This is a genomic window from Paratissierella segnis, from assembly GCF_014385195.1.
In the GTDB taxonomy this organism is placed as follows: Bacteria; Bacillota; Clostridia; order Tissierellales; family Tissierellaceae; genus Paratissierella; species Paratissierella segnis.
Window position 1 is genome coordinate 17919 of the sequence record NZ_JACRTG010000011.1, and the last position, 24767, is coordinate 42685.

23 protein-coding genes are annotated in these 24767 nt (G+C 34.3%); 5 read left to right on the top strand and 18 right to left on the bottom strand.

Annotated elements, in window-relative coordinates; translation table 11 throughout:
* Nucleotides 1–78: 78 nt before the first annotated feature.
* From ftsH to H8707_RS04085, 9 genes are all read right to left on the bottom strand, one after another.
* A complete protein-coding gene (gene ftsH / locus H8707_RS04045) occupies nt 79–1884 on the bottom strand; it encodes an ATP-dependent zinc metalloprotease FtsH (RefSeq protein WP_262428860.1) in 1806 nt (601 codons plus the stop codon).
* Between the two features lie 53 nt (nt 1885–1937).
* Entirely contained in the window at nt 1938–2543 is a 606-nt protein-coding gene (locus H8707_RS04050; protein WP_262428861.1) for a TetR/AcrR family transcriptional regulator, read from the bottom strand.
* 143 nt (nt 2544–2686) lie between these two features.
* The gene (locus H8707_RS04055) at nt 2687–3514 is read right to left on the bottom strand and encodes an Mrp/NBP35 family ATP-binding protein (protein WP_262428862.1); all 828 of its coding nucleotides are present in this window, start codon (nt 3512–3514) and stop codon (nt 2687–2689) included.
* A gap of 158 nt (nt 3515–3672) precedes the next feature.
* A complete protein-coding gene (ppdK, locus tag H8707_RS04060) occupies nt 3673–6318 on the bottom strand; it encodes a pyruvate, phosphate dikinase (protein WP_262428863.1) in 2646 nt (881 codons plus the stop codon).
* A 14-nt stretch (nt 6319–6332) separates the two neighbouring features.
* A complete protein-coding gene (locus H8707_RS04065) occupies nt 6333–7157 on the bottom strand; it encodes a pyruvate, water dikinase regulatory protein (protein ID WP_262428864.1) in 825 nt (274 codons plus the stop codon).
* Between the two features lie 13 nt (nt 7158–7170).
* On the bottom strand, nt 7171–7617 hold the full coding sequence (locus tag H8707_RS04070; protein WP_262428865.1) for a CBS domain-containing protein: 447 nt from the start codon (nt 7615–7617) through the stop codon (nt 7171–7173).
* Between the two features lie 189 nt (nt 7618–7806).
* Nucleotides 7807–8304, bottom strand: coding sequence for an FMN-binding protein (locus H8707_RS04075; RefSeq protein WP_262428866.1), 498 nt, complete (start codon nt 8302–8304; stop codon nt 7807–7809).
* A gap of 76 nt (nt 8305–8380) precedes the next feature.
* On the bottom strand, nt 8381–8650 hold the full coding sequence (locus H8707_RS04080) for a hypothetical protein (RefSeq protein ID WP_262428867.1): 270 nt from the start codon (nt 8648–8650) through the stop codon (nt 8381–8383).
* A 55-nt stretch (nt 8651–8705) separates the two neighbouring features.
* Nucleotides 8706–9674, bottom strand: coding sequence for a L,D-transpeptidase family protein (locus H8707_RS04085; RefSeq protein ID WP_262428868.1), 969 nt, complete (start codon nt 9672–9674; stop codon nt 8706–8708).
* A gap of 208 nt (nt 9675–9882) precedes the next feature.
* Here H8707_RS04085 and sufC point away from each other — a divergent pair, with 208 nt between their 5' ends.
* From sufC to sufU, 5 genes are read left to right on the top strand one after another with little or no spacing between them, the layout of a single operon-like run.
* Complete coding sequence (gene sufC, locus H8707_RS04090; protein ID WP_262428869.1) at nt 9883–10647, top strand: Fe-S cluster assembly ATPase SufC; 765 nt, start codon at nt 9883–9885, stop codon at nt 10645–10647.
* A 2-nt stretch (nt 10648–10649) separates the two neighbouring features.
* Complete coding sequence (sufB, locus tag H8707_RS04095; RefSeq protein ID WP_262428870.1) at nt 10650–12056, top strand: Fe-S cluster assembly protein SufB; 1407 nt, start codon at nt 10650–10652, stop codon at nt 12054–12056.
* A 10-nt stretch (nt 12057–12066) separates the two neighbouring features.
* Nucleotides 12067–13125, top strand: coding sequence for a Fe-S cluster assembly protein SufD (gene sufD / locus H8707_RS04100; protein WP_262428871.1), 1059 nt, complete (start codon nt 12067–12069; stop codon nt 13123–13125).
* Nucleotides 13118–14356 (top strand): cysteine desulfurase, encoded by a 1239-nt coding sequence (locus H8707_RS04105; RefSeq protein ID WP_262428872.1) that lies wholly within the window; start codon nt 13118–13120, stop codon nt 14354–14356. Before sufD ends, H8707_RS04105 begins: the two co-directional genes overlap by 8 nt.
* A complete protein-coding gene (gene sufU / locus H8707_RS04110) occupies nt 14346–14780 on the top strand; it encodes a Fe-S cluster assembly sulfur transfer protein SufU (protein WP_262428873.1) in 435 nt (144 codons plus the stop codon). The genes H8707_RS04105 and sufU overlap by 11 nt, the downstream gene beginning before the upstream one ends.
* 81 nt (nt 14781–14861) lie before the next feature.
* Here sufU and manA read toward each other — a convergent pair whose 3' ends face one another.
* The 9 genes from manA to H8707_RS04155 form a co-directional block, all read right to left on the bottom strand.
* A complete protein-coding gene (gene manA / locus H8707_RS04115) occupies nt 14862–15809 on the bottom strand; it encodes a mannose-6-phosphate isomerase, class I (protein WP_262428874.1) in 948 nt (315 codons plus the stop codon).
* Nucleotides 15810–15846: 37 nt separating this feature from the next.
* On the bottom strand, nt 15847–16707 hold the full coding sequence (locus H8707_RS04120) for an ROK family protein (RefSeq protein WP_262428875.1): 861 nt from the start codon (nt 16705–16707) through the stop codon (nt 15847–15849).
* Between the two features lie 30 nt (nt 16708–16737).
* Nucleotides 16738–17688, bottom strand: a complete 951-nt coding sequence (locus tag H8707_RS04125; RefSeq protein ID WP_262428876.1) for an ROK family protein — start codon at nt 17686–17688, stop codon at nt 16738–16740.
* Nucleotides 17685–18341 carry a D-sedoheptulose-7-phosphate isomerase gene (locus H8707_RS04130; protein ID WP_262428877.1) on the bottom strand — a complete coding sequence of 219 codons (657 nt, stop codon included), beginning with the start codon at nt 18339–18341 and terminating at the stop codon, nt 17685–17687. The genes H8707_RS04125 and H8707_RS04130 overlap by 4 nt, the downstream gene beginning before the upstream one ends.
* Nucleotides 18342–18610: 269 nt before the next feature.
* On the bottom strand, nt 18611–19591 hold the full coding sequence (locus H8707_RS04135) for an ABC transporter substrate-binding protein (RefSeq protein ID WP_262428878.1): 981 nt from the start codon (nt 19589–19591) through the stop codon (nt 18611–18613).
* Between the two features lie 59 nt (nt 19592–19650).
* Nucleotides 19651–20667 carry an ABC transporter permease gene (locus tag H8707_RS04140; protein ID WP_262428879.1) on the bottom strand — a complete coding sequence of 339 codons (1017 nt, stop codon included), beginning with the start codon at nt 20665–20667 and terminating at the stop codon, nt 19651–19653.
* Between the two features lie 20 nt (nt 20668–20687).
* Nucleotides 20688–22205 (bottom strand): sugar ABC transporter ATP-binding protein, encoded by a 1518-nt coding sequence (locus H8707_RS04145; RefSeq protein ID WP_262428880.1) that lies wholly within the window; start codon nt 22203–22205, stop codon nt 20688–20690.
* A gap of 121 nt (nt 22206–22326) precedes the next feature.
* Nucleotides 22327–23742: an ATP-binding cassette domain-containing protein gene (locus tag H8707_RS04150; RefSeq protein ID WP_262428881.1), complete on the bottom strand. Its 1416-nt coding sequence runs from the start codon at nt 23740–23742 to the stop codon at nt 22327–22329.
* Between the two features lie 12 nt (nt 23743–23754).
* A complete protein-coding gene (locus H8707_RS04155; protein ID WP_262428882.1) occupies nt 23755–24762 on the bottom strand; it encodes a sensor histidine kinase in 1008 nt (335 codons plus the stop codon).
* Between the last annotated feature and the right edge of the window lie 5 nt (nt 24763–24767).

The window sequence follows — 24767 nt, forward strand, 5'->3', positions numbered from 1 at the left end:
ATGATTTAATTAGATTATACATTAATTTAAAATGGTAAACAAGGAAAAACCGTTCTAAAATTTTTAGAACGGCTTTAGTTATTTATTTAAAAGTTCCATAAACTCTTCTCCGGTAATGGTTTCCATCTCCAGAAGATAGTTGGATAATTCCCTTAGTTTATCTATATTCTCTCTTAAAATCTCTGTTGCCTTTTCATGCGCCTTTTTTACAATGCTTAATACTTCTTCATCTATTTTAGTAGATGTTTCAGGTGATACAATCAAAGAAGTATCTCCGCCTAAATATTGATTTGTAACTGTTTCAAGACCCATCATATCAAAGGTTTCACTCATTCCAAATCTGGTTATCATAGCCCTTGCAATCTTTGTGGCTTGCTCAATATCGTTAGCTGCGCCGGATGTTACCGTACCAAAGACTATTTCTTCCGAAGCACGCCCGCCTGTTAAAGTTACAATCTTATTGAAGGCTTCCTCTTTGGTCATCAACACGCTTTCATCTTCAGCAACTTGCATTGTATATCCCAAAGCACCTGATGTACGGGGTATAATCGTAATCTTATGAACAGGGTCCGAATGAGTTTGCATTGCGGCTACTAAGGCATGCCCTATTTCATGATATGCAATTATTCTTTTCTCTTTAGTAGATATTACAGCCCCTTTTCTCTGATATCCTGCAATAACAGTTTCAACAGATTCTTCTAAATCTTCTTGAGCTATTCTGTCTCTATTCAATCTTACTGCCCTCAATGCGGCTTCATTGATAATGTTAGCTAATTCTGCACCGGATGCTCCCGCCGTTGCCCTTGCAATTGCGTTATAATCTATATTCGATCCTGTCTTTACATTTTTTGCATGTACCTTTAGTATTGCTTCTCTACCTCTCAAATCAGGTAATTCTACCGGTATACGTCTATCAAATCTGCCGGGACGTAAAAGTGCCTTGTCTAATGATTCAGGCCTGTTGGTAGCTGCAAGGATTACTACTCCTTCCTTGCCATCAAAGCCATCCATTTCTGATAGCAATTGGTTTAGTGTCTGCTCCCTTTCGTCATTTCCGCTAAATCCACTGCCATCACGTTTCTTCCCTATGGTGTCAATCTCATCTATAAACACAATACAAGGTGCTTTTTCTTGCGCTTGTTTGAATAAATCTCTAACCTTAGCAGCACCCATGCCAACAAACATTTCGACAAATTCTGATCCCGATATTGAAAAAAACGGTACATTTGCCTCACCTGCTACGGCTCTTGCTAAAAGTGTTTTACCTGTTCCAGGAGGCCCTACAAGCAATGCGCCTTTGGGCATATTAGCTCCGATTGCCGTATACCTTGATGGATTGTGAAGAAAATCCACTATTTCCATTAAAGCTTCCTTTGCCTCATCCTGTCCGGCAACATCATCAAAAGTCTTACCTGTCTTTGCCTCTACATATACCTTAGCATTGCTTTTACCAAACTCCATTACATTGCCCATTCTTTTTTGCATCGATTTAGAAAGCACTTGACCAAGTCCCCAAAATATTACTATAGGTAAAACCCACGTCAATATAAAATTCATAAGCGGAGATATTTGCTTAGGTTCAATTTCGGTAAAGTCTACTCCAGCTTCAATTAGACGATTTGTTAAGTCAGGGTCTTCCATTCTACCTGTAGTATAGATAGTTTTATCATCTGCTTTTGTTTCGATATATATCAGATTATCCTTGAGTTCAACCTTAGATACCTCTCCCTTATCTAACATGGAAATAAATGTACTATAAGCTATTTCTTCTATTTTATCTTCCAATATTTGCGGGAATACAAAAGTATTTAGAAGAAGCATAATTACCATTACTAATATATAATAGAAGATTATTGGCTTTTTTTGCTTAATTTTTTTATTCAAATAACATACACCCCTTTTTATAAAATTCACAGCTCATATTATCTTACCTCTAGTCAGTTTAATGCCTTTATCAGTAGTTTATAAGATATTTCTTTGGCTTCGTCAATGGAAACATCTTTATATATCCTGCGGTAACTTACATACATAGAGAAGCTTCCTATGGAACTGAGTAGTGCTATATTTTGATAATATTTATTTTCTTTTGTATTAATTATACCCTCTTTATAACCAACATCTAGCAAATGTTCTAACATTAAATCAATAGTAGATGCACAAGTATAAAAATAATAATCCTCATCTATCAAATATTTAAAAAAATCATTCATACCATTAGACGAAAATAATGTATTGAATATAGATAGATTGTTATTCGTATTTTCTGCTATTATATTAAGAGTTTCATCAAACTTCTCCTTAAAACAAGTCTTCGATTTAACCCTATTAAAGGATGATTCTATTTCCTTATTTATATTAAATAAAATAGCTTTGGATATGGCTTCTTGTTTTGAATCGAAATATTCATATATCGTTCCTTTTCCCACATTAGCAGCCTTTGCCATATCGGATACTTTTATAGAATATGGATTACATCCTTGTTTTATAAGGTCTAAAAGTCCATTAAATATTGCAATTTCTTTTTCTGAAAAATCAGATAACATCACTATTCATCAACTCACCTATCATATAATTGACTGACTGGTCAGTCGTACTATATTAGTATAACATCTTGTCCTGAAAAGTCAATAGAAAAGATGAGATACGGGCAAATGATAATGTCTGCCCATACTCTAAAAAAGCTTTATTATTTTAGAAGCGACCTGATATTTCCAACGATAGGTTTAAATATATTATCTAAAGCTTCATCATTATCATCATAGCCTTTGGATGGAATATTGCTTACAGCTTCGATCATAGGTATCTCACCCAATAATTCCAAATCCAATTCCTCTATCATTGTATCTGTATTTTCAGAGTTGAATAATCTTATCTTATTTTCACAGCATGGACATATTATATAACTCATATTTTCAATAACCCCTAATATTTTTATATCCAACTTTTTAGCCATATTTACAGCTTTCGCAACTATCATGGATACCATATCTTGAGGAACAGACACCATTACAAGGCCATTTATCGGAATGCTTTGCATTATAGTTATTGCAACATCAGCAGTCCCTGGCGGCATATCAATAATCAAATAATCTAAATCTCCCCAAAAAGTATCTAACCAAAATTGTTTTACTGCCGAAGAAATTAAAGGTCCTCTCCATAATACCGGTTGGCTTTCATCATCTACCAGCAGGTTAAATGAAATAACCTTTATTCCATCTTTTGTTTCAACCGGCTGAATAAGATCGTTTTTCATCCTTGCTCTTTCTTCTCTTATTCCTGCAAGCCTGGGAATACTTGGTCCGGTAATATCGGCATCGAGAATTCCTACTCTGTACCCTTCTTTATTTAATTGTTTTGCTATCACATAAGATATAGTTGATTTGCCTACTCCACCTTTTCCGCTCATAACACCTATTACATTCTTTATATTGTTTAAAGGATTGTTCTCAATACCGCAAGACTCAGCAGGTTTTGAACATGAATCCTTTGATGGGCAATTATTGCAATTTGACATAAATCTCACCTTGTCTTTCTAATTGTTATTTTTATTCTGTAAAGTGTGTTTTATTCTATTGATATTGTAACACAGAAGTAAAATTTTCAAAAATAAAAAAGGAGATTCCTCCGTATTAATCAAAATTACTAACAGGAAAAATCTCCATTGTTTTTTTATTACTTATCTCTATGAACATTCAATGTTTCTTTTAATACCGCTTGAGCTGCTGCTAATCTTGCGATTGGAACTCTAAATGGTGAACAGGATACGTAATCCAATCCCAACTGGTGACAGAACTCTACAGAACTAGGCTCTCCTCCATGCTCTCCGCAAATACCAAGATGTATTTTATTATTTGCTTTCAACCCTAAATCTACCGCAATCTTCATCAATTTTCCAATGCCGTCTCTATCCAATACTTCAAATGGACTCTTTTCAAATATTCCTTTCTCAACATATTCATTTAAAAACTTACCTGAGTCATCCCTTGAGAATCCAAATCCCATTTGAGTTAAGTCATTTGTGCCAAAACTGAAGAATTCAGCTTCTTTTGCTATTTCATCTGCAGTAACGCAAGCCCTTGGAATTTCAATCATGGTACCAATTAAATAATTAACTTTTGTCTTTCTCTCCTCAAAAACAAGGTTTATTTCCTCTACTATTTCAGACTTTACATATTTCAATTCATTGCTGTCCCCAACCAATGGAATCATTATCTCAGGGGTTATATTTTCATAGCCATCAATTTTTATGTCTATTGCAGCTTCAATTATTGCTCTTGCCTGCATTCTGTATATTTCCGGATATGTTACAGCAAGTCTGCATCCCCTATGTCCTAACATAGGATTGAATTCGGAAAGGCTTTCAATTCTCTCCTTTAATTCAGAATACACTATGCCCATTGACTTAGCAAGTTCCATTATATCTTCATCATTTGATGGTAAAAATTCATGTAATGGCGGATCCAATAGCCTTACTGTAACCGGTCTATCTTCCATTACCTTAAATATTTCGTAGAAATCCTTTCTCTGCATCGGCAACAATTCGTCAAGAGCTTTCTTTCTTTGTTCTACTGTATTAGATACTATCATTCTTCTTACAGCCGGTATTCTGGCATCATCGAAGAACATATGCTCAGTCCTGCAAAGTCCTATACCTTCAGCTCCAAATGCTACTGCTTGAGCGGCGTCTCTAGGAGTATCAGCATTCGTTCTCACTTTCAGTCTTCTTATATTGTCAACCCAATTCATGAATTTATCAAACTTGCCGCTTAATTCAGGTCGTACCTTTTTTATTTCTCCAACATACACCATGCCTGTACTGCCATCCAAGGAAATATAATCCCCTTCATGAATTTCTTTATATCTTGTCTTAATTACCTTGTTTACTTCGTCAACACGTATATCACTACAGCCTGCAACACAGCATTTACCCATACCTCTTGCAACTACAGCAGCATGAGAGGTCATGCCGCCTCTTGATGTAAGAATCCCTTCTGCAGCTACCATACCCTCTATATCTTCAGGTGAAGTTTCCTGTCTAACTAATATGCTTCTTTCTCCTCTAGCCTTAGCTTCCATTACATCATCCGCATGAAAATATACTTTGCCGGATGCGGCGCCGGGGGAAGCAGGAAGACCTTTTACAATTAATTCTGCAGAATTAAGAGCTTTTTCATCAAATGTAGGATGGAGCAGCTGATTCAATTGATTAGGGTCTATTCTTAAAAGTGCTTCTTCTTTCTCAATCAATCCTTCATCTACTAAATCTACTGCTACATTTACTGCTGCTTGAGCAGTTCTTTTACCTGCTCTTGTTTGTAGAAGATATAACTTTTTATTTTCTATAGTAAATTCTATATCTTGCATATCCTTATAGTGGTGCTCCAATTTTTGAGTAGCTTCTGCAAATTGATTATATGCCTCTGGCATTATCTCTTTTAGCTTGTCAATTGTATTTGGAGTTCTAATACCTGCAACTACATCCTCACCTTGAGCATTCATTAAAAATTCACCAAATAATTTGTTTTCTCCATCAGCTGGATTTCTTGTAAATGCAACACCCGTTCCGGATGTTTCTCCCATATTTCCAAACACCATGGATTGGACATTAACAGCAGTTCCTAAGTCATGAGGAATATCGTTTAACTTTCTATATACAATAGCCCTTGGGTTGTTCCATGATGCAAATACCGCTTTTATTGCTAATTCCAATTGTTTAATCGGATCTTGAGGAAAAGGTTTCCTTTGTTCTTCTAAATAAACCTTTTTATATTGCTCTACTAATTTTTTCAGATCTTCCGCAGTTAATTCAGTATCAAGAGTTACATTTCTTTCTTCCTTCATATCCTCCAATAAAGATTCAAATCTAACTTTTGGAATGCCCATAGCTACATCAGAGAACATTTGTATAAATCTTCTATAGCTATCATATGCAAACCTTTCATTTCCCGTAGATACCGCGAGACCTTTAACAGCCCTGTCATTTAACCCCAAATTTAATATAGTATCCATCATCCCGGGCATAGAAAATACAGCCCCTGATCTGACTGAGAATAAAAGAGGGTTTTTTTCGTCTCCAAAAACTTTTCCAATTCTTTCTTCAACACCATTAAGATGAATATGTATTTCATCTAATAGTTCTTGCCAAAGTTCTTGACCTTCTTCATAAAATCTATTACAGGCTTTGGTTGTTATGGTAAATCCCGGAGGTACCGGCAATCCAATATTTGTCATCTCTGCAAGATTTGCGCCCTTCCCTCCCAACAAACTCTTCATTTCCTTTGAGCCTTCACTAAAACTGTAAACATATTTGTCTTTCATTAACAATTCTCCCCCTAATCTGGTAAAATTTTTACTCCGCTTTTCTTCAAATGAGAAATAATGATATCCGCTGTCTCTTCTATTGCCTTGTTTGAAACATCTATAATAGGACATCCGATTTTTTTCATTATTCTTTCTGCATATTCAATTTCATCCAATATCCTCTGCATACTCGAATAACTGGATCCTTTTGGTAATCCAAGGGATCTCAATCTTTCTTCTCTGATTTCTATAAGCTTGACCGGTGAATTTGTAAGACCTATTATTCTTTTTTTTGAGACTTTATCTAATTCCCTTGGTGGTATAGATTCAGGGACCAATGGAATATTTGCGACTTTTAGATTTTTATTGGCAAGGTACATAGATAACGGTGTCTTTGATGTCCTTGATATTCCTATAATTACAACATCTGCCTTTAACACACCCCTTGGATCCTTACCATCATCATATTTAACTGCAAATTCAATGGCCTCTACTCTGCTAAAATAAGCTTGATCCAATCTTCTAATTATACCAGGTTCGCCCATAGGACTTAACCCTGATACTTCTCTAATAGAATTGATCAACGGACTAAGTAAATCTACTGCGATTAATTTAGAATCTTTTGTATAATTCTTTACATATTCTATAAATTCTGGATTTACTAATGTATAAATTAGAATAGCTTTCTCTTCTTGAGATGCTTTGATTAAAATTTCATGTAAAACTTCTATGTTTAAAACATAGGAAAATCTGTTTATTTCATAGTCCTCTACATGAAACTGAGATAAACAAGCCTTAACAACCTGTTCACCTGTTTCTCCTAATGAGTCAGATACTACATATAATGAAAGTTTCACCTAATCACTCCAATTATTTTTTTAATTCTTCTACGAATAGCCTTGCAATCGTTGTCTTAGAAAATCTGCCAACTACCCGCAATTTACCTTTTCCATCCTCATCAATCACTACAGGTAAACTCTCTACTTCATGGTCAATTATAAGTCTGCTTGCGTCTGCTATTGTATCATCCGGGTATATATAAATTACATTTGGAATTCTAGTCATAACCATTTCAACAGGAATATCATATATATCCCATCCCCCAACACAACTTTTTAATAAATCCTTTCTTGACACAACTCCTGTAAGACATTTGTTTTTAGTAATAAATATAGTACCCGCATCCTTTAAAAATAAAGTGGTTATTACATCGTGAATCGAAGAATTTGCTTCTAAAATAACCGGTATGCTCATCACTTCCTTTACTTTAATATTACTTATACTCTTCAATTCACTGGAACCGTTGGATATAAACAAATCCGCCACCTCCGAATTTAAGTATATCGGATATACTCTTATTATTTTAATTTTTTTATTGTTGTGTCATTAGAGATGAAATTAACATTCCACACCATTATATCAAAATTTCCCATTATTTGAAATATGAGATTACAAAAAAATTTAAAACCCAATAGAATATTTATCATCCATTGGGTTTAATTTTAACTACTTTTTATTTAATGCTTCCTTGGCTAATCTAACGAATAACTCGGATGAAGTGGTAGCTCCTGATACAGCATCCACATCATTTGGATTGTTTGTTGTAACCAAGGATTGTTCTAGCTGCTCAAAAGCTTCAGCAGGGGCAATTCCTGAAACATCTCCCATAGATTTAGCATATTCCGTGTCTTCCGATTTTCTTTCCCCTTCTGCATTGTATTCATCATAATCAACTTTTTGGATTGTTCCATTTGTAACAGTAATTGAGATTATGCCTTTGTAACCATGGTCATCTGCTTCAGATTCTGCAGTATAATCCCCATCTTCTAAATTTCCCGAAATATTATTGTTTGCTCCATTTCCTTCTGTTCCCGGTGTAGTATTTCCACCATTGCCATTCGTTCCATCATTTGTTCCATCATTTGTTCCATCATTTGTTGCACATCCCACCATTAAGGATAATACAAGAACAATAATTAACCCTAATGTCATGAACTTTTTCATATATACACCTCTCGTTTTTAAGTTTTAATAACTACCCCTATTATTGGGCGTTATTATAAAATATATACCAAGTAAATCACCAGCTCCCATAATTTGAATGGTCATTTCCCAGATAATTTACATTTGCATATATTCTGATTATATTTTCATCATCATGCCTAATTTTGATATCAGTTGGTATTCCATCATCTCCTCTGTTGTCTAAGTGATGATTCACTATTTGATACGCTATTTCAGTGTTGTATTCATTATAAGAGTTATTATAATCATCTTTTGAAATCTCAAGAACTAAACTATGTTGTCCATTTTTGACAATTCTTCTTTCAATAATATTATCGTAGATCATAATACCACTCCTAAAAGCACTAATTATTTTCTGTTAATTAGTTTTACCCTAAAAATTAGAAATATTCACAATAATTACTTATTTTATCTTTTCCATACACTATTCCAAATTCATTTAACTTAAATTCATTACCAATCCAGACAGGGGTACCATATTGAATTAAATCATATAAATTTTCTACATCTTCATTAAACATCCTTACACACCCTAATGATGCATATGTTCCTATGCTTTGCGGGGCTGCATTTCCATGAATTCCATATGTCCCTCCGCCCTTTATGCTTAACCCCAGCCACCTTTTCCCCAGTGGATTGTTGGGAGCTCCTCCGCGCACCGGTTTATGAATTCCTGCTCCTCCCCACGCCGGATTAATTGATTTTATTACTATGCTAAATTTGCCCTCAGGTGTATGAAGAGGACTTTTTCCGGTTGCTACGGGATATTTATTTATGACTTCATTTCCATTTAAATGATATAAGGTATTATTGCTTTTATTGATTATAATCCATTGTCCCATTGGTATATCTGCATTAAATCCCATTTCTTCATAGCATATATTTATTTTATTTATCTCCATGTCTTCATTTATTTTGGCATAGGTATTGGGTCCAATTATTCCATCAGAAACTAATCCCTTATCCATTTGATATTTCATTACAATATCTTTAAATTCATTATCAAAATAATAATCTTCTATTATTTCAGTATAACCCATTAACTTAAAAAATTTCTTAACTCTTAATACCTCTTCACTGGAAATTCCGGCTTTTAAATTCAATCCATTTACATTAAATTTTATAATATCTATCTTTTCTCCCTCTATATTCGTATTTTCATCAATAGGATCTTCAATTTTCTCTTCATCTATAAAATCTATCTTTTCATTTTTTTCGTCTGCTGCCGGATTAAGATCTATGACTTCTTCTTCAGATCTTATATGGTTTAAATCAGCAATATCTATTTTGTGCATACTTGATATTGGTATGAGCAATGCTAACATCAACGCGAAACAATTTATCTTCATGATAATCCTCCCCTAAAATAATCTACATCTTTACCATTGTATTCTTTAGATAGAGGATTATTTCCTAAATTAAAAATGTACTTTTAAGTGAATATTGGAAATTCATTAAAATATATCATACCCGAGTAAATTTGTAGGATTAATTTTTATTAATAAGGGTATATAATATTACTGAGTTATATTATTCAATATAAGGAAGGAGCACATTATGACAAAAAACTTATTAAGCATAAAGGACTTAAAGGTAAATATAGAAGAGAAAGAAATCTTAAAGGGCATTAACCTGGAAATCGGCGAAGGTGAAGTCCATATTATTATGGGACCTAACGGAGGCGGTAAGTCAACACTCGCTTATGCTCTTATGGGACATCCCAGCTATGAAATCGTTCAGGGTGAGATAAAATTTAAAGGTGAAATAATAAATGACCTCTCAGCTGACAAAAGAGCTAAAAAGGGAATATTTCTCTCATTCCAATATCCGGAAGAGATCCCCGGAGTTACTGTTGAAGAATTTTTGAGAACTGCAAAAACTTCTGTAACGGGTGAAACTCAAAAAATTATTCCATTTAAAAAATTATTAAAGGAAAAAATGGAACTACTGGATATGAAAGAAGAATATGCCTCAAGATATTTGAACCTAGGATTTTCAGGCGGTGAAAAGAAAAAGAATGAGATTTTACAGATGTCAGTACTGGAACCAAGCCTTGCTATTTTAGATGAAACTGATTCAGGGCTGGACGTTGATGCCATAAGAGTTGTAGCCGAAGGTGTCAATAAACTGAAAAATGATAAAAGATCCATACTTGTCATTACTCATTACAACAAATTATTAAACTATCTAAACCCTGATTATGTTCATATCCTACTGGACGGAAGAATCGTAGAAACAGGAGGATTGGAAATAGCTAAAGAAATTGATGAAACAGGCTATGAAAACATCAAATCTCAATTCTCCTATGACGGAGGTCAATAATTATGGAAAAAAAGAAAACATATATTGCAGATATTGACAGAGGTATTTACGATATCAAAAATGAATTTACCTATGCATATAAAACTGAAAAAGGACTAACTCCGGAGATTATCAGGGAAATTTCTCAGGAAAAAAATGAGCCTAAATGGATGACGGATTTCAGATTAAAATCTTTAGAAATCTATAATAAAAAGCCGATTCCAACTTGGGGTGTGGATTTATCCGACCTTGATATGGATGAAATCATAGCTTATATCCGACCTAATACAGAAATGAAAAATAGATGGGAAGATGTCCCGGAAGAAATAAAGGATACCTTTGAGCGATTGGGACTTCCACAGGCTGAGAGAGAATCCTTAGCAGGAGTTGGCGCTCAATATGATTCCGAAGTTGTCTATCATAATATTAGACAAGAATTAGTAGACCAAGGTGTAATATACACTGATATGGAAACTGCTTTATCAGAGTATGAGGACATCGTAAAGGAATATTTTATGACTTTAGTTCCTCCAAGCGATCATAAATTTGCCGCATTGCATGGTGCAGTATGGTCAGGTGGTTCCTTCGTTTATGTTCCTGAAGGTGTAAATGTTGACATCCCCTTACAATCCTACTTTAGACTTAATGCGCCGGGAGCAGGTCAATTTGAACATACTTTAATAATAGTTGAAAAGAATTCATACCTTCATTTTATTGAAGGCTGCTCGGCACCCAAATATAAGGTGAATAATCTTCATGCAGGTTGTGTTGAATTGTTTGTAAAGGAGAATTCCCGACTTAGATACAGTACAATCGAAAACTGGTCAAGAAATATGTACAATTTAAATACAAAACGAGCTCTTGTAGATAAAAACGGCAGTATTGAATGGGTATCCGGATCCTTTGGTTCAAAAGTTTCTATGCTATATCCGATGAGCATATTAAGAGGCGAAGGTGCAAAATCTGAATTTACCGGTATTACTTTCGCGGCAAAAGGTCAGCATCTAGATACCGGAACAAAAGTAATCCATGCAGCACCCCATACCACTTCGACTGTAAATTCAAAATCTATTTCTAAAAATGGCGGATATGCATATTACAGAGGACTTCTTAAGGTAGCGCCAAATGCCTATGGGTGCAAATCCACTGTATCTTGTGAATCTTTAATGTTGGATAATCAGTCTAAATCCGACACATTACCAACCATTGTTTTGGAAAATGATAATATCGATATTGGTCATGAAGCCAAAATAGGTAGAATTAGTGATGAAGCTATCTTTTATCTAATGAGCAGAGGGATAAGCGAAGAAGAGGCTAAGGCTATGATTGTCAGAGGTTTTGTCGAGCCTATAACCAAAGAGCTTCCACTAGAATACGCAGTTGAACTTAACAATCTTATAAATATTGAGCTTGAAGGCTCTATTGGTTAGGAGAGATAATATGCTTTGGAACAGAATAAAATTAGATGATTTTGATTTTCCTGAAGTAGTTGACTATAAAAAAGAATATGTTGAATTTAATAATTTACCAAAAGAGGTAATTATAGAGAAGATAAATAAAGATAATAACCCTACTGTGGACAATATGGATGTAATAGAATACAGAGGTCTTGGAAGAAAATTTACTGACTTTGTAGAGAAATCACATAACTGCGGTATTTATTTGAACATCCCAAAATATGTGAAATTTGATGAACCCATAAAAGTCAATTTCCGCATGGATAATGAAGATTCAAGTGTAATTGATAACAACATTATAATAGTAGGTGAAGAAAGTGAAGTTACTATTGTCTTCGACTATGAGACTCAAAATGAATTTAGGGGATTTCATAATGGAATGACAAGGATTTTAGCTAAGGAGAACTCAATTGTAAATATTATCAAGATACAAAGAATGAATGATGTATCCCAAAATTTCGATACAAATATGGCTTTTGTAAAATCAAACGGAAAAATAAATTGGACATCAGTAGAGTTAGGAAGTAATATCAGCGGATCAAGCTACACAACCTATTTAAATGAAGAAGCCAGTGAGTCCGAGCTCAATTCAATCTATTTAGGGGATGGGGCTCGTAAATTGGATTTGGAATATTCTATGATTCACAAAGGAATTAGGAGTATGAGCAATATAAGAACCCATGGTGTCCTCATGGATGAATCCAAAAAGGTTTTTCGAGGTAATCTTGACTTTAAAACAGGTGCTAAACGTTCGAAAGGAATAGAAGAAGAATATGTAATATTACTTGACCCCAATGTAAAATCAGATTCTTTGCCTGCACTTATGTGCGATGAAGATGATGTACAAGGTGAACACGCTGCAAGTGCCGGACAAATTGACAAGAATAAATTATTTTATCTAATGACCAGAGGGTTGAGTGAAAGAGAAGCTAAAAAACTTATAGTTGAAGCTCAATTTAAACCCATAATAGACAATATACCCATAGAAAATTTACGTAACATAATAAACTCTGAAATTAGCAGGAGGCTTACCAATGCATAGATTAAATCCGGAGGAAATCAAAAAGGACTTCCCCATATTGAGCCAAAAAGTAAATGAACATAGATTAATTTACTTAGACAATGGAGCTACAACACAAAAACCTATTCAAGTCATAGATGCATTAAGGGATTATAATGAAAAATCTCATGGAAATCCCCACAGAGGAGTACACCGATTAAGTATAATGGCAACTGAAAGTTATGATTTAGCAAAGGAGAAGGTCAGAGAATTTATAGGCGCCAAGTCTATTGAAGAAATAATCTTTACCAAAAATGCAACAGAATCCATAAATCTAATATCCAATACCTATGGAAGAGAATTTATTAATGAAAATGATGAAATAGTCTTGGCTATATCAGAACACCATAGCAATATACTCCCATGGCAAAAAGTATCAAGGGATAAAAAAGCTATTTTAAAGTATATGTATCTAAACGAAGAAGGAAGAATTAGTAGAGAGGAATATAAAGCTAAAATTACTAACAAGACCAAACTTGTAAGCTTAGCTCAAATGTCCAATGTCTTAGGTACTATAAATCCTATAGAAGAGATAATAGACTATGCCCACAAGATGGGCGCTGTAGTTGTGATAGACGGTGCGCAGAGCACACCCCATATGAAAGTAGATGTCCAAAAATTAGATGCCGACTTCTTTGTATTTTCTGCTCATAAAATGCTAGGACCTATGGGAATTGGCGTATTATACGGCAAAAAAGATTTATTAGAAAAAATGCCTCCCTTCTTATTGGGCGGCGATATGATTGAATACGTATATGAACAAGAAGCAAGCTTTGCTCCTCTTCCCTTCAAATTTGAAGGCGGTACTCAAAATGTTGAAGGAGCGGTCGGACTTCTTGCAGCTATAAAATATTTAGAAAATATAGGGATGGATAATATCTTTCAGCATGAAAAAGAATTAACGGAATATGCTCTTGAAAAAATGCTTAGTCTCAATTACTTAAATATTCAAGGACCTAAAAATATGGATAATAGAGGCGGTATCATTTCCTTCACTATTGATGATATCCACCCTCATGATGTAGCTACTATTTTGGATTCCTATGGAATTGCCGTAAGAGCAGGTCATCACTGTGCGCAGCCTCTAATGAGATTTCTTAATGTGCCTGCCACAACCAGAGTCAGCTTTTACCTTTATAATACTAAAGATGATATTGATGAGCTAGTTAAAGGCATTAAAAATGTAAGGAAGTGGTTTGGATATGGATCTTAATTCCATATATACTCAACTTATAATGGAGCACAATAGAAGCGGGCACAACAAAAAAGAATTAGACAATCCGGATCTAATCGAGAGAGGTCACAACCCCAGCTGTGGAGATGATATTACGCTGGAATTAAAACTTGACGGAAATAAAATAGCCGATGCATCCTTTACAGGTCAAGGCTGTGCCATATCTCAAGCATCTACCTCAATCATGATTGACCTCATAAAAGGTTTAGAGATTGAAGATGCTTTAGATTTAGTAGAAACTTTTATAGGAATGATCAAAAAGGAGATAACAGATGAAAATGAGTTGGAGAAATTGGAAGATGCTATTGCCTTTCAAAATATTTCAAATATGCCTGCAAGAGTAAAATGTGCTGTTCTCGCATGGCATACGTTGAAGGAAGCCTTAAATAAAAATTCGAACTAGAATTGATCAATCAAATGAAAAAGCAATAGATGAACCATGTATTGATATCTTTGTAAAAGCCTAGCAATGTTAGGCTTTTACTTATACATAGGATACCATTATCTTCAATTTCCCTTTCAATTCATATTTTGGCACTTTTGATGACAGCATAAAATGATCCCCTTTTTCAATGGAATATCTATCTTCTTCCACGGTCAATTCTCCATCCCCGTCAACAACACTCATAAGCATAAAGGGATGTTCATTTTCTAAAGACACACAACCCTCTATTTCAAACTTCTCCACAGTAAAATATGGCGACTCAATAAATTTGATTTTCGTCATTCCATCTATATAATCTACTATTGGCTTAGACTGTCTATTGGAAAATTTAAGTTCAATCACTTCTTTAGATTTTTGAATGTTAAGCTCTCTTAGATTTCCTTCATCATCTCTTCTATCGTAATCATACAACCTATAGGTAGTATCTGAATTTTGTTGTATTTCCAAAACTAAAGTACCTGCCTTAAGAGCATGGACAGTACCACTAGGTACATAGAAAAAATCTCCTTTTTTGATTGGAATAATTTTTAATAATTCCTCCCATTGTCCTTTGTCTATCATATCGTTAAGCTCTTCCCTGCTATTTGCATTGACTCCGTATACCATCTTTGCATCTTCGCAACAATCCAGAATATACCAACATTCCGTCTTACCTAGTTCACCATTTTCATATCTTTGTGCATATTCGTTATCAGGATGTACCTGAACAGATAAATCTTTATTAGCGTCAATGATTTTTACCAGCAACGGGAATTTGTCTCCTGAAATTCCGCCAAATATCTCCCTGTGATTTTCCCATAGCTCTCCCAATGTACTGCCTTTATATTCACCGTTTTTAACTATACTTTGACCATTAGGGTGAGCTGAAATTGCCCACAGCTCTCCTGTTTTATCGGAAGGTATGTCATAGCCAAAATCCTTTAATTTATCTCCTCCCCAAATTTTTGTCTTAAAAATAGGTTCAAAAAAAAATACTTTTCCAGTCATTTATCTACCTCTTATTTTATTATTTGTGCACATCGCTTTATAAATTTTGCTTAGCCAAGATCAGTCCTCCGATAATACCTGCATCATCACCTAAAGAAGGTAAAACTATATATTGATCTATCATGGGTATTTCAACATAATCTGCTAATAGTGCCCTAAATTCTTTTTTAATTAACTTAAGCATCTGAGTTTGCTTCATAACTCCTCCGCCCAGTACAATTTTCTCAGGTCGTAGTATCAGAGTATAGTTGACTAAAGCCTGAGCTATATAATAAGCAAGGATTTGCCAAATTTCATGATTTGGATCTAAATCTTCAGCTTTTATACCATATCTTTTTTCCACAGAAGGTCCCGCAGCTAACCCTTCCAAACAGTCACCATGATATGGACACCAGCCTTTAAAATCTTTATCCTTGGGATGTATTTTCACTAAAATATGACCCATTTCCGGATGTCCAAATCCTTCTATAAAGTTTCCATTTGCTATAGCGCCTCCGCCTATTCCTGTTCCTATGGTTAAATAAATACAGCTGTTGTCCTCTTTAGCGCTGCCCACTTCATATTCCCCCAAACAAGCAGCATTCACATCTGTAGTCCACCCTACGGGAATATTATAACGTCTTTTAATTTCACCTAGAAAATCAAAATCTCTCCAGCCTATTTTAGGTGTTGATGTGATATAGCCATATTTAGGAGAATTTTCATTGATATCTATAGGTCCAAATGAGCCTATGCCTATAGCTTTTAATCCCTCAAATTTATCAAAGAATTCATAGACATTTTTTAATGTTTCTTCTGTATTGGTCGTAGGAAAAAAGTATCTCTTAACAATATTCAAATTTTCATCACTTACTGCACAAACAAATTTGGTTCCTCCTGCTTCTATGGCTCCTAGCATGATTATTCCCCCAATCAATTACTATTTTTATCAAGACAGCGCAGCTACCACTGCTCCATAATCTCCTATTTGTTCTCCAAGCTGAGCCGGAACTATTTGAACTATACTTCTGGAGAACTTCAAAGCCTCTCTTTCAAGTTCTCTATACATAGTATCATTTAAAAATTTTCCTGAACGTACATATATGCTACCTACAATTATCAATTCGGGATTTAATATATCAATCAATATGGCCAATCCCCGCCCAAAATATTTTCCGGATATTTTAAAGACATCCAAAGCATCCTTACTATCCATTTCAGCTGCTTCCGCCACATCCTTAGCCGTTATATTCTCGATATTATCTTTTAGGAAAGATGCTTTTAGACCATTCTTGTCAAGGTCATATGCCTTCTTTTTTGCAATCTGCGCAATACCGCCTCCGCTACAAAAGCCTTCAAAACTTCCACGCTTTCCATAGCCAAGAGGACCTTCGTCTTTTAGTCTAATATGCCCTACCTCTCCTGCCATATTATTAGCTCCTTTATACAATTGCCCATTTAATATAAGTCCTGCGCCTAACCCGGTACCAAAAGTCAAAAAAATAATATTTTTATACCCTCTGCCTATCCCATATTTCCATTCTGCTAAAGCACAGGCGTCCGCATCATTTTGAAGTTTAGGTCTTACTCCCAATCGCTTATATATATAATCTGCAATAGGAACATTCTCCCATCCGGGAAGATTTGGAGGCGATATAATGACTCCTTTGTCGCTATCCAAAGGTCCTCCGCAGGAAATACCTATTTTGAAATTATCATAATGAACATTGATTTGATTAAGCATTTTTTTACCTATATCAATCAATTCATCTATTACACTTTCCCAATTCACTGTTGTTTTTATTTCTACACGATCATGAAATAAGATTTCTCCATTGATTTCTTCCGCTAAAATTACTGCTGATTTTGTTCCGCCAATATCAAAACCCAAAACAATCATTTTTCTTCTCCAAACATTTCATATTCTACAGCTCTACAAATAAGATGGTATAAAGGCAAATGATACTCCTGTACCTTAAAGGTTTCCTGTGATGGAGCATTAAGCAAAACATCGCTTACCTCATTTAATTTACCTCCTGTTTCTCCCGTAAGGGATATAACAAACAGTCCTTTTACTTTAGCTACTTTAGCAGCATTGTAAACGTTGGTAGAATTTCCTGAAGTGGATAGTCCAATGAATATATCATGTTCCTTTCCATAGACATAAACCTGCTGAGCATATGCCATATCAAAGCTCACATCATTCCCATAGGCACTCAAAAACCCTGTTTGAGATACCAAAGATATTGCGGGGATTCCCTCTTGAAGGTTTTTCAATATATCCTTAGAATCATCTTCAGGAAAATATTCCAAATATTTTTCTTTGAAATCCTTATTTAAAGGTCTTCTAATATAAAATTCCTTTAAGAATTCCCCTACTATATGTTCGCTGTCGGAAGAACTTCCTCCATTTCCACAGACAAGTATTTGTCCACCTTGTTTTATTTTACCTGTCATCTCTTCTATAATCAACTCCAATTTTTCTTCCAAATAGTCCATTATAGGATAATCGTCTATGAAATCTTGAATTATAATCAAAGTATTATCTTTCAAATATGTTCTCCTTTCTTGTAATTCTGAAATACTTCCCCTAACAATTCTCAACTATCCTTTCAAAAGCGGAGATCCTTCGAAGGCAATGCTCATACTGCCCGCCTCACACTTAGACTGCAAAGGGTACACGGCAGGACGACCCAAAGGTCGATTGTGAATTGTGCATTGTGAATTGTGAACTGTGCATTGATTTAAGTTGTGCATTGATTTAAAGAGGTTACATATGTAACCTCTTTAAAATTTTTTATTATGAATTTTTATACTTTATTTTAGTCTTTTTTTAGTACGGAAACTCCTGTATCTACAACATCTTTATCTACAGTCTTTCCTTCTAACGCATTAACTGCTGTTTTCATTCCTTCATAACCCATGACATCTGGATTTTGTGCCATAGTAGCAAGTAAATATCCTTCATCGATTAATTGTAAGATAGTATCGGATTTATCAAATCCAACACCGATAACTTCTCCGCCAACTTCCTTTATGGCATTTCCTATACCTACTGTGGAGCCTTCATTCCCTCCAAAGATTCCTACAACGCCTTCAGTGATAAAGTTTGCTGCAGCGTCCTTGGATCTTGCAGCATCTCCTTCTGCATATTGAGTTTCAAGGATTGTAAAATCTGTGCCTTCAAAGGCGGATCTAAATCCTTTTTCTCTTTTTACAGTAGAATCTGTAGAAGCATTAACGCTTACAACACCAATCTTGCCTGATGTTATACCTTTTTCTTTTAGAGCATTTAACATCTCTTCTCCTGCAGTTTTACCAGCCGCTTCGTTATCTGTAGCTAGAGTTTGTACTGCTGGAAAATCAGCAGGGGAGTCGACATATACGATCTTTATACCTTCGCTATCAGCTTCTTTAAGTGTAGCTGTTACAGCATCCGGTCCATTAGCTGCAAGCAGTATTGCATCTGCGCCGCCTGCTATGGCATTGTTGATAGACTCAATTTGTTTAGCATCATCTTTTACATCAGGTGCCAGCCATTGATAATCTACATTTCCTAATTCGTCAGCAGCCTTTTTAGCTCCTTGATCTACAGTAACCCAGTGTTGATCCATTTGGTCCATGGTGATAAGATAAACTTTATATTTATCTTTCTTGTCTGCACCGTTATCATCGCCATTATTACCAGTATCAACGTCTTCTGCATTTTGACCATTGTCACTAGAAGTATCTTTTGGTGCGGAACATCCCACTACTGTAAAGACTAATGATAAGACTAAAATTAATGTTATGAATTTTTTCATTATAAATAGTCCCCCCTATATTTTTATTTATTTCAAAGCATTATGCTTTAAAAACTTATTTAAGATTTTCCTTTGGATTTTGACTTGGTCACATTTTTATTTGCTCTTACAACAATATCCAAAAGAACAGATATAATAACTATAATACCTATAACAATATTTCTTATAGCAACCGGTGCTCCGGCAAATTGGAGTCCATTTTGCAGTACGCCCCAAATAGATGCACCAACTATTGTTCCCAAAAGTATGCCCTGCCCTCCCAAGGTACTTACTCCTCCAATAACCGAGGAAGCTACAGCGTAGAGTTCATATCCATTTCCGGCATCCATTGTCCCCATACCGCTGGTAGCAGTGATAATAAGTCCTACTGTTGCTGAACACACTGCGCTAACCAAATATGCTTTTGTTATTGTACTGGAAATATTGACTCCCGATAGATTGGCTGCATTGATATTGCTCCCAACCGCATAAATATGTCTCCCTGTTCTGGTTCTGCTTAATATAAAATTAAAGACAAGCCACATTACAAGAGCAATCCAAATCGTATTATATAACCCTAAAGTTTTGCCATAATAAAAGAAATTTCTAAATCCCTCTGCTTTAGCTCCTATGGAGTCTGTATTGTAGTTATTGTTTACAATCTGTGCAATACCTCTCGCTATGGTCATAGTTCCCAATGTAGCTATAAATGCCGGAAGTTTTGCTTTGGATATCAGCTTTCCATTTAGTATCCCAATGAATATTGAAGATATATAAGAAATACATACGGCAAGCCACGGATTCATACCCTTTGTCATTAACGTAGCAGAAATCATACAGCTCATACCTACAACAGATCCTATAGATAGATCTATATTTCCTGTAATCAGTACATATGACTGACCTACTCCAATCAGTATAATAGGAGCAATCTGTCTAAGTAAGTTGGAAATATTTCTATATGAAAAAAAATTAGGATTTAAAAACCCGAATACAATAATTAGCATAATAAGTCCAATACTTACAGTAATTACTTGACCCATTCCTCTTTTAGAAAAGATCCTTTTAAATCTTTTGGATGAATTATTACTTTCCATATCAACTTCCACCTTTCTCGTTAAGCCTCTTTTTTCATTTCAATTTTTCTATCAAATTTAGTAGCATACTCTAGAATAATATCTTGTGTTGCTTCTTCTATATCTAATTCCTTAGTAATCTTTCCATCAGCCATAACCAGAATTCTATCGCTAATTCCCAAAATCTCCTGCATTTCGGAAGAAACAAATAATACCCCAATGCCTTGGTCCTTTAATTCATTCATAAGATTGTAAATTTCCACCTTTGCCGCTACATCAATACCCCTTGTAGGTTCATCAAAGATTACAACCCTTGAGTCCCTTGCCAGCCACTTTCCAACTACTACCTTTTGTTGATTCCCTCCCGAAAGACTTTCTGCATTTGCATCTGAATTTGTCAATCGAATTGTGAGATTTTTTACTGTTTCTTCAGTAATTTCATTTTCTTTCTTCCTATTTACAACACCCATCTTCGATGTAAGTAAATCCAAATTAGGTAGTGAAATATTATCTTTTATGCTAAGCTTTGTACAGAGTCCATCCCTTTTTCTATCTTCAGGAACTAGTACAATTCCGGATTTAATTGAATCAATCGGTCTATTTATTCTTATCTCTTCTCCGTCAAGAAAAATATCACCTGATTCCTTTGGATCAGCTCCAAATAATGCTCTAGTCATCTCGGTCCTTCCGGCACCCATCAATCCGGCAATACCTACTATTTCCCCTTCATAAAGCGAGAAGTTGATATCCCTAACATGACTTCCTGCATTTAAGTTCCTTACTTCCATTATTTTTTCCCCTACTTCCTTTTCGATGCGAGGGAACTTTTCGGTAATTTCACGGCCTACCATATAGGAAATAATCTCTTTAAGGGTGGTGTCTTTATAATCCATAGACGTAATATATTGACCATCTCTCAAAATCATAACCCGATCAACTATATCTTCAAGCTCCTCCAATCTATGGGAAATATATATTATACCGTGACCATCATCCCTTAATTTTCTAATAATAGTAAATAGCTCATCTATCTCTTTAGATGTTAAAGCAGAAGTAGGTTCATCCATTATGAGTATCTTGGCATTAGTAGACAAGGCTTTTGAAATTTCAACCATCTGTTGTTTAGATACGGATAAATTTCCAACAATGGTTTCAGGATCAATATCTATATTTAATCTATTGAGAACCTTTTTAGCCTCATGATTCATTTCTTTATCAGATAGAACACCATTTTTCGTAACCTCTCTACCTAAGAAAATATTTTGTGCCACAGTAAGATGCTCACACATATTCAATTCCTGATGAATAATTGCTATTCCTAATTCTTGGGCTTTTACCGGATTTATATCTTCTATTACTTCACCAAATACTTTTATAGTTCCCTTATCCTTGGTATAAACACCCGACAAAATTTTCATCAAGGTAGACTTTCCGGCACCATTTTCTCCAAGCAGCGCAAGAACTTCTCCTGATTTCAGTCTTAAAGAGACATTGTCAAGTGCCTTTACTCCCGGGAAACTCTTGCAGACGTTTTCCAATTCTACCATATAATTGCTCATTGGAACCACCTCGATATATAATAAATTTTTACAGATACTTTTTTCTGTACTCCTTGAATTTATAATACCATAAACAAAATAGCGGTAAGGGGGATAATCTTTTGAATAGGGGGGACATTTATTAGATATTTAAAATTTTGCCATCTTCCATTATCAATAGTCTGTCTGAAACGAAAAGCGTATCCGATATGCTGACTGCTAAAATAACTACTCCAATACCTTTCTCTTTAAGCAAATTTATAAGTTCAATAATACGCCCCCTTAAATACATATCTGCATTTGAAAAGGGCTGCATAATAAATACAATTTTAGGATTTAACAAAATAATTCGCATATAAACCAAATTATATAAATCCTTCTTATCAAGTTTTCTGAGGTCAGCAGCTTCTATATTTCCGCCTACTATATTTCTATATTCCTCTTTAATATTTTTCAGTATTTTTTTATTGACTATACTTTCATCAAATTTATAATCCATTAACAAAAAAGTCAAATTTTCTAAATATGACATATCATAAAACAGCATTTTATCAACGGGCTCTTCAGGAACAAAAGCAATCTTATTTTCTAATAAGCTATGTGTGTCAATGATATCAATCCTTTTATGATCTAAATTTATATTCCCTTCTATAGGCTGAATCTTTCCCATGAGTATTTCGGCAATATCTTGAATTCCTTTATTGTTTATATCCAAAATAGTGATGCACTCTCCCGCCTTAACGGAAAAACTAATTCCCTTAAGATTTTCGGATGTAAAATTCTTAAATTCAAAATTTCCAGAACTCTCATTTTCATCTTTCAAGCCTTCCCTATTTTCAAAGGTAATAATATATGGTTTTAATATATCATCAGAAAAGTCCTTCTTTTCAATCACCTTTATTACTCTTCCATTTTCAAAGAGACATACCCTGTCGCATATCTTAAATGCCTCTTCGTGATGATTGGCAATATATAAAAATGAAATTCCTTTTTGAGTGTAGTATTTCATCAATTTTTGAAAATTGATTAACTCTTCGATGCTTAAAAAATTTGATATCTCTAAAATAATAATCAATTGTACTCCACTTGTTATTGCTTTGACAATTTCAACAAGGGTCTTTTCATAAAGCGATAATTCAGAAACATATTGACTGGATTGTATATTGATACTAAGCTCTTCCAACAATTCATCGGTTTTTTCCTTAAGTTTTTTTTCATTTATTACATAGCTATCAAATTCATGATTGAGGACATATATATTGTCGATGACCTTAAGGCTTTCTATTAGCTTTACTTGTTTATCTATTAAATAAACCTTATTGTTTCTCATATTGCTATATTCGTAGTTATTAACTAACCTCTCATCAAAATATATCCGTCCAAAATCTATAGAAATATTTTGAGATATCAATTGTATTAATTGACTTTTCCCGTGATTATTTAAAGGAAGCAATCCCATAATTTCTCCCTTAAATATCTGAAAATTGATATTATCAAGATAAGTATTTCCATCTATTTCTTTACTAACGTTCTCAATCCTTAGTATTTCTTCTTTCATTATTTCATCATCCTAATCTATTATAAAAGGTATGGTTATTTCAACGTCTGTTCCCGCATCAATTTTACTATATACGTAAATCCCATATTCATCACCGAATATAAGTTTGATACGATTGTTGACATTGAGCAGAGCTATGCCTCCCTTATTTCTATCCTCTTTCATATATTCAAGTGAGGTACCTCTAAGCTTTTGATTGAGCTCCTTTAATCTTTGTTCATCTATTCCGACACCATTATCGGAAATTATAATAATCAACCTTTTGTTTGTCACAAATACCTTCAGAGTTAAAATGCCTTTCCCCATCTTTCTCTCCAAACCATGAAAGATAGCATTTTCAAATATTGGCTGCAGAGTAAGTTTCGGTATTTTTGCTTGTAATATATCCGGAAGATCTTCTTCTTGAAAATCAATATTTAATTCCAATTTATCTCCAAATCTAAATTCTTGTATTTTGTAATAAGTCTTAACATTATTTATCTCTGCATCTAAAGTTACAAGCTTATCAACATTGGAAATAGTATATCTAAAGAAAGTTGCCAGAGCTTCAGTCATATTAGCTATGCTATCGACCCCTTCAATCAACGCTTCACTTCTTATACCTTCCAAAGTATTGTATAAGAAATGGGGATTTATTTGATTTTGTAAAGCCAAGTACTCTGCATGTTTTTTAGACCCTTCTATCAATGTCTTGGTGTCAATTATTTCCTTGAATTTTTGAAACGCAAGATAAGTCTCTCGATTGAAAAATATTCTCATATCAAATACACTCATCAATATAGAACCTTGATAAAACAGCGTTAAAACTTTGTTTATTTCCTTATAGGGTTTATATATCCATTTATAAAAATAATATAAAATTCCTGCTACAAAAATAATATATATAAATAAGAAAATATAAGACACATTATTTTGATAATTGTATATTAAATGAAATAGGGTTATTAAAAAAACAATCCCTATCAATATGAATACAACAAAAATCCTATTAAATAGATAAATAACTTTTTTATCCTTCATTTCAA

Excerpts from the sequence above, each read along its gene's own strand:
- H8707_RS04125 (WP_262428876.1), bottom strand. The coding sequence starts at position 17,688 with ATGATTGTTTTGGGTTTTGATATTGGCGGAACAAAATCAGCAGTAATT.
- H8707_RS04085 (WP_262428868.1), bottom strand. The coding sequence starts at position 9,674 with ATGAAGATAAATTGTTTCGCGTTGATGTTAGCATTGCTCATACCAATA.
- H8707_RS04080 (WP_262428867.1), bottom strand. The coding sequence starts at position 8,650 with ATGATCTACGATAATATTATTGAAAGAAGAATTGTCAAAAATGGACAA.
- sufB (WP_262428870.1), top strand. The coding sequence starts at position 10,650 with ATGGAAAAAAAGAAAACATATATTGCAGATATTGACAGAGGTATTTAC.
- sufD (WP_262428871.1), top strand. The coding sequence starts at position 12,067 with ATGCTTTGGAACAGAATAAAATTAGATGATTTTGATTTTCCTGAAGTA.
- H8707_RS04150 (WP_262428881.1), bottom strand. The coding sequence starts at position 23,742 with ATGAAAGAAGAAATACTAAGGATTGAGAACGTTAGTAAAGAAATAGAT.
- manA (WP_262428874.1), bottom strand. The coding sequence starts at position 15,809 with ATGACTGGAAAAGTATTTTTTTTTGAACCTATTTTTAAGACAAAAATT.
- ppdK (WP_262428863.1), bottom strand. The coding sequence starts at position 6,318 with ATGAAAGACAAATATGTTTACAGTTTTAGTGAAGGCTCAAAGGAAATG.
- H8707_RS04145 (WP_262428880.1), bottom strand. The coding sequence starts at position 22,205 with ATGAGCAATTATATGGTAGAATTGGAAAACGTCTGCAAGAGTTTCCCG.
- H8707_RS04055 (WP_262428862.1), bottom strand. The coding sequence starts at position 3,514 with ATGTCAAATTGCAATAATTGCCCATCAAAGGATTCATGTTCAAAACCT.
- sufU (WP_262428873.1), top strand. The coding sequence starts at position 14,346 with ATGGATCTTAATTCCATATATACTCAACTTATAATGGAGCACAATAGA.
- H8707_RS04050 (WP_262428861.1), bottom strand. The coding sequence starts at position 2,543 with ATGTTATCTGATTTTTCAGAAAAAGAAATTGCAATATTTAATGGACTT.
- H8707_RS04140 (WP_262428879.1), bottom strand. The coding sequence starts at position 20,667 with ATGGAAAGTAATAATTCATCCAAAAGATTTAAAAGGATCTTTTCTAAA.
- H8707_RS04120 (WP_262428875.1), bottom strand. The coding sequence starts at position 16,707 with ATGCTAGGAGCCATAGAAGCAGGAGGAACCAAATTTGTTTGTGCAGTA.
- sufC (WP_262428869.1), top strand. The coding sequence starts at position 9,883 with ATGACAAAAAACTTATTAAGCATAAAGGACTTAAAGGTAAATATAGAA.
- H8707_RS04155 (WP_262428882.1), bottom strand. The coding sequence starts at position 24,762 with ATGAAGGATAAAAAAGTTATTTATCTATTTAATAGGATTTTTGTTGTA.
- H8707_RS04105 (WP_262428872.1), top strand. The coding sequence starts at position 13,118 with ATGCATAGATTAAATCCGGAGGAAATCAAAAAGGACTTCCCCATATTG.
- H8707_RS04135 (WP_262428878.1), bottom strand. The coding sequence starts at position 19,591 with ATGAAAAAATTCATAACATTAATTTTAGTCTTATCATTAGTCTTTACA.
- H8707_RS04075 (WP_262428866.1), bottom strand. The coding sequence starts at position 8,304 with ATGAAAAAGTTCATGACATTAGGGTTAATTATTGTTCTTGTATTATCC.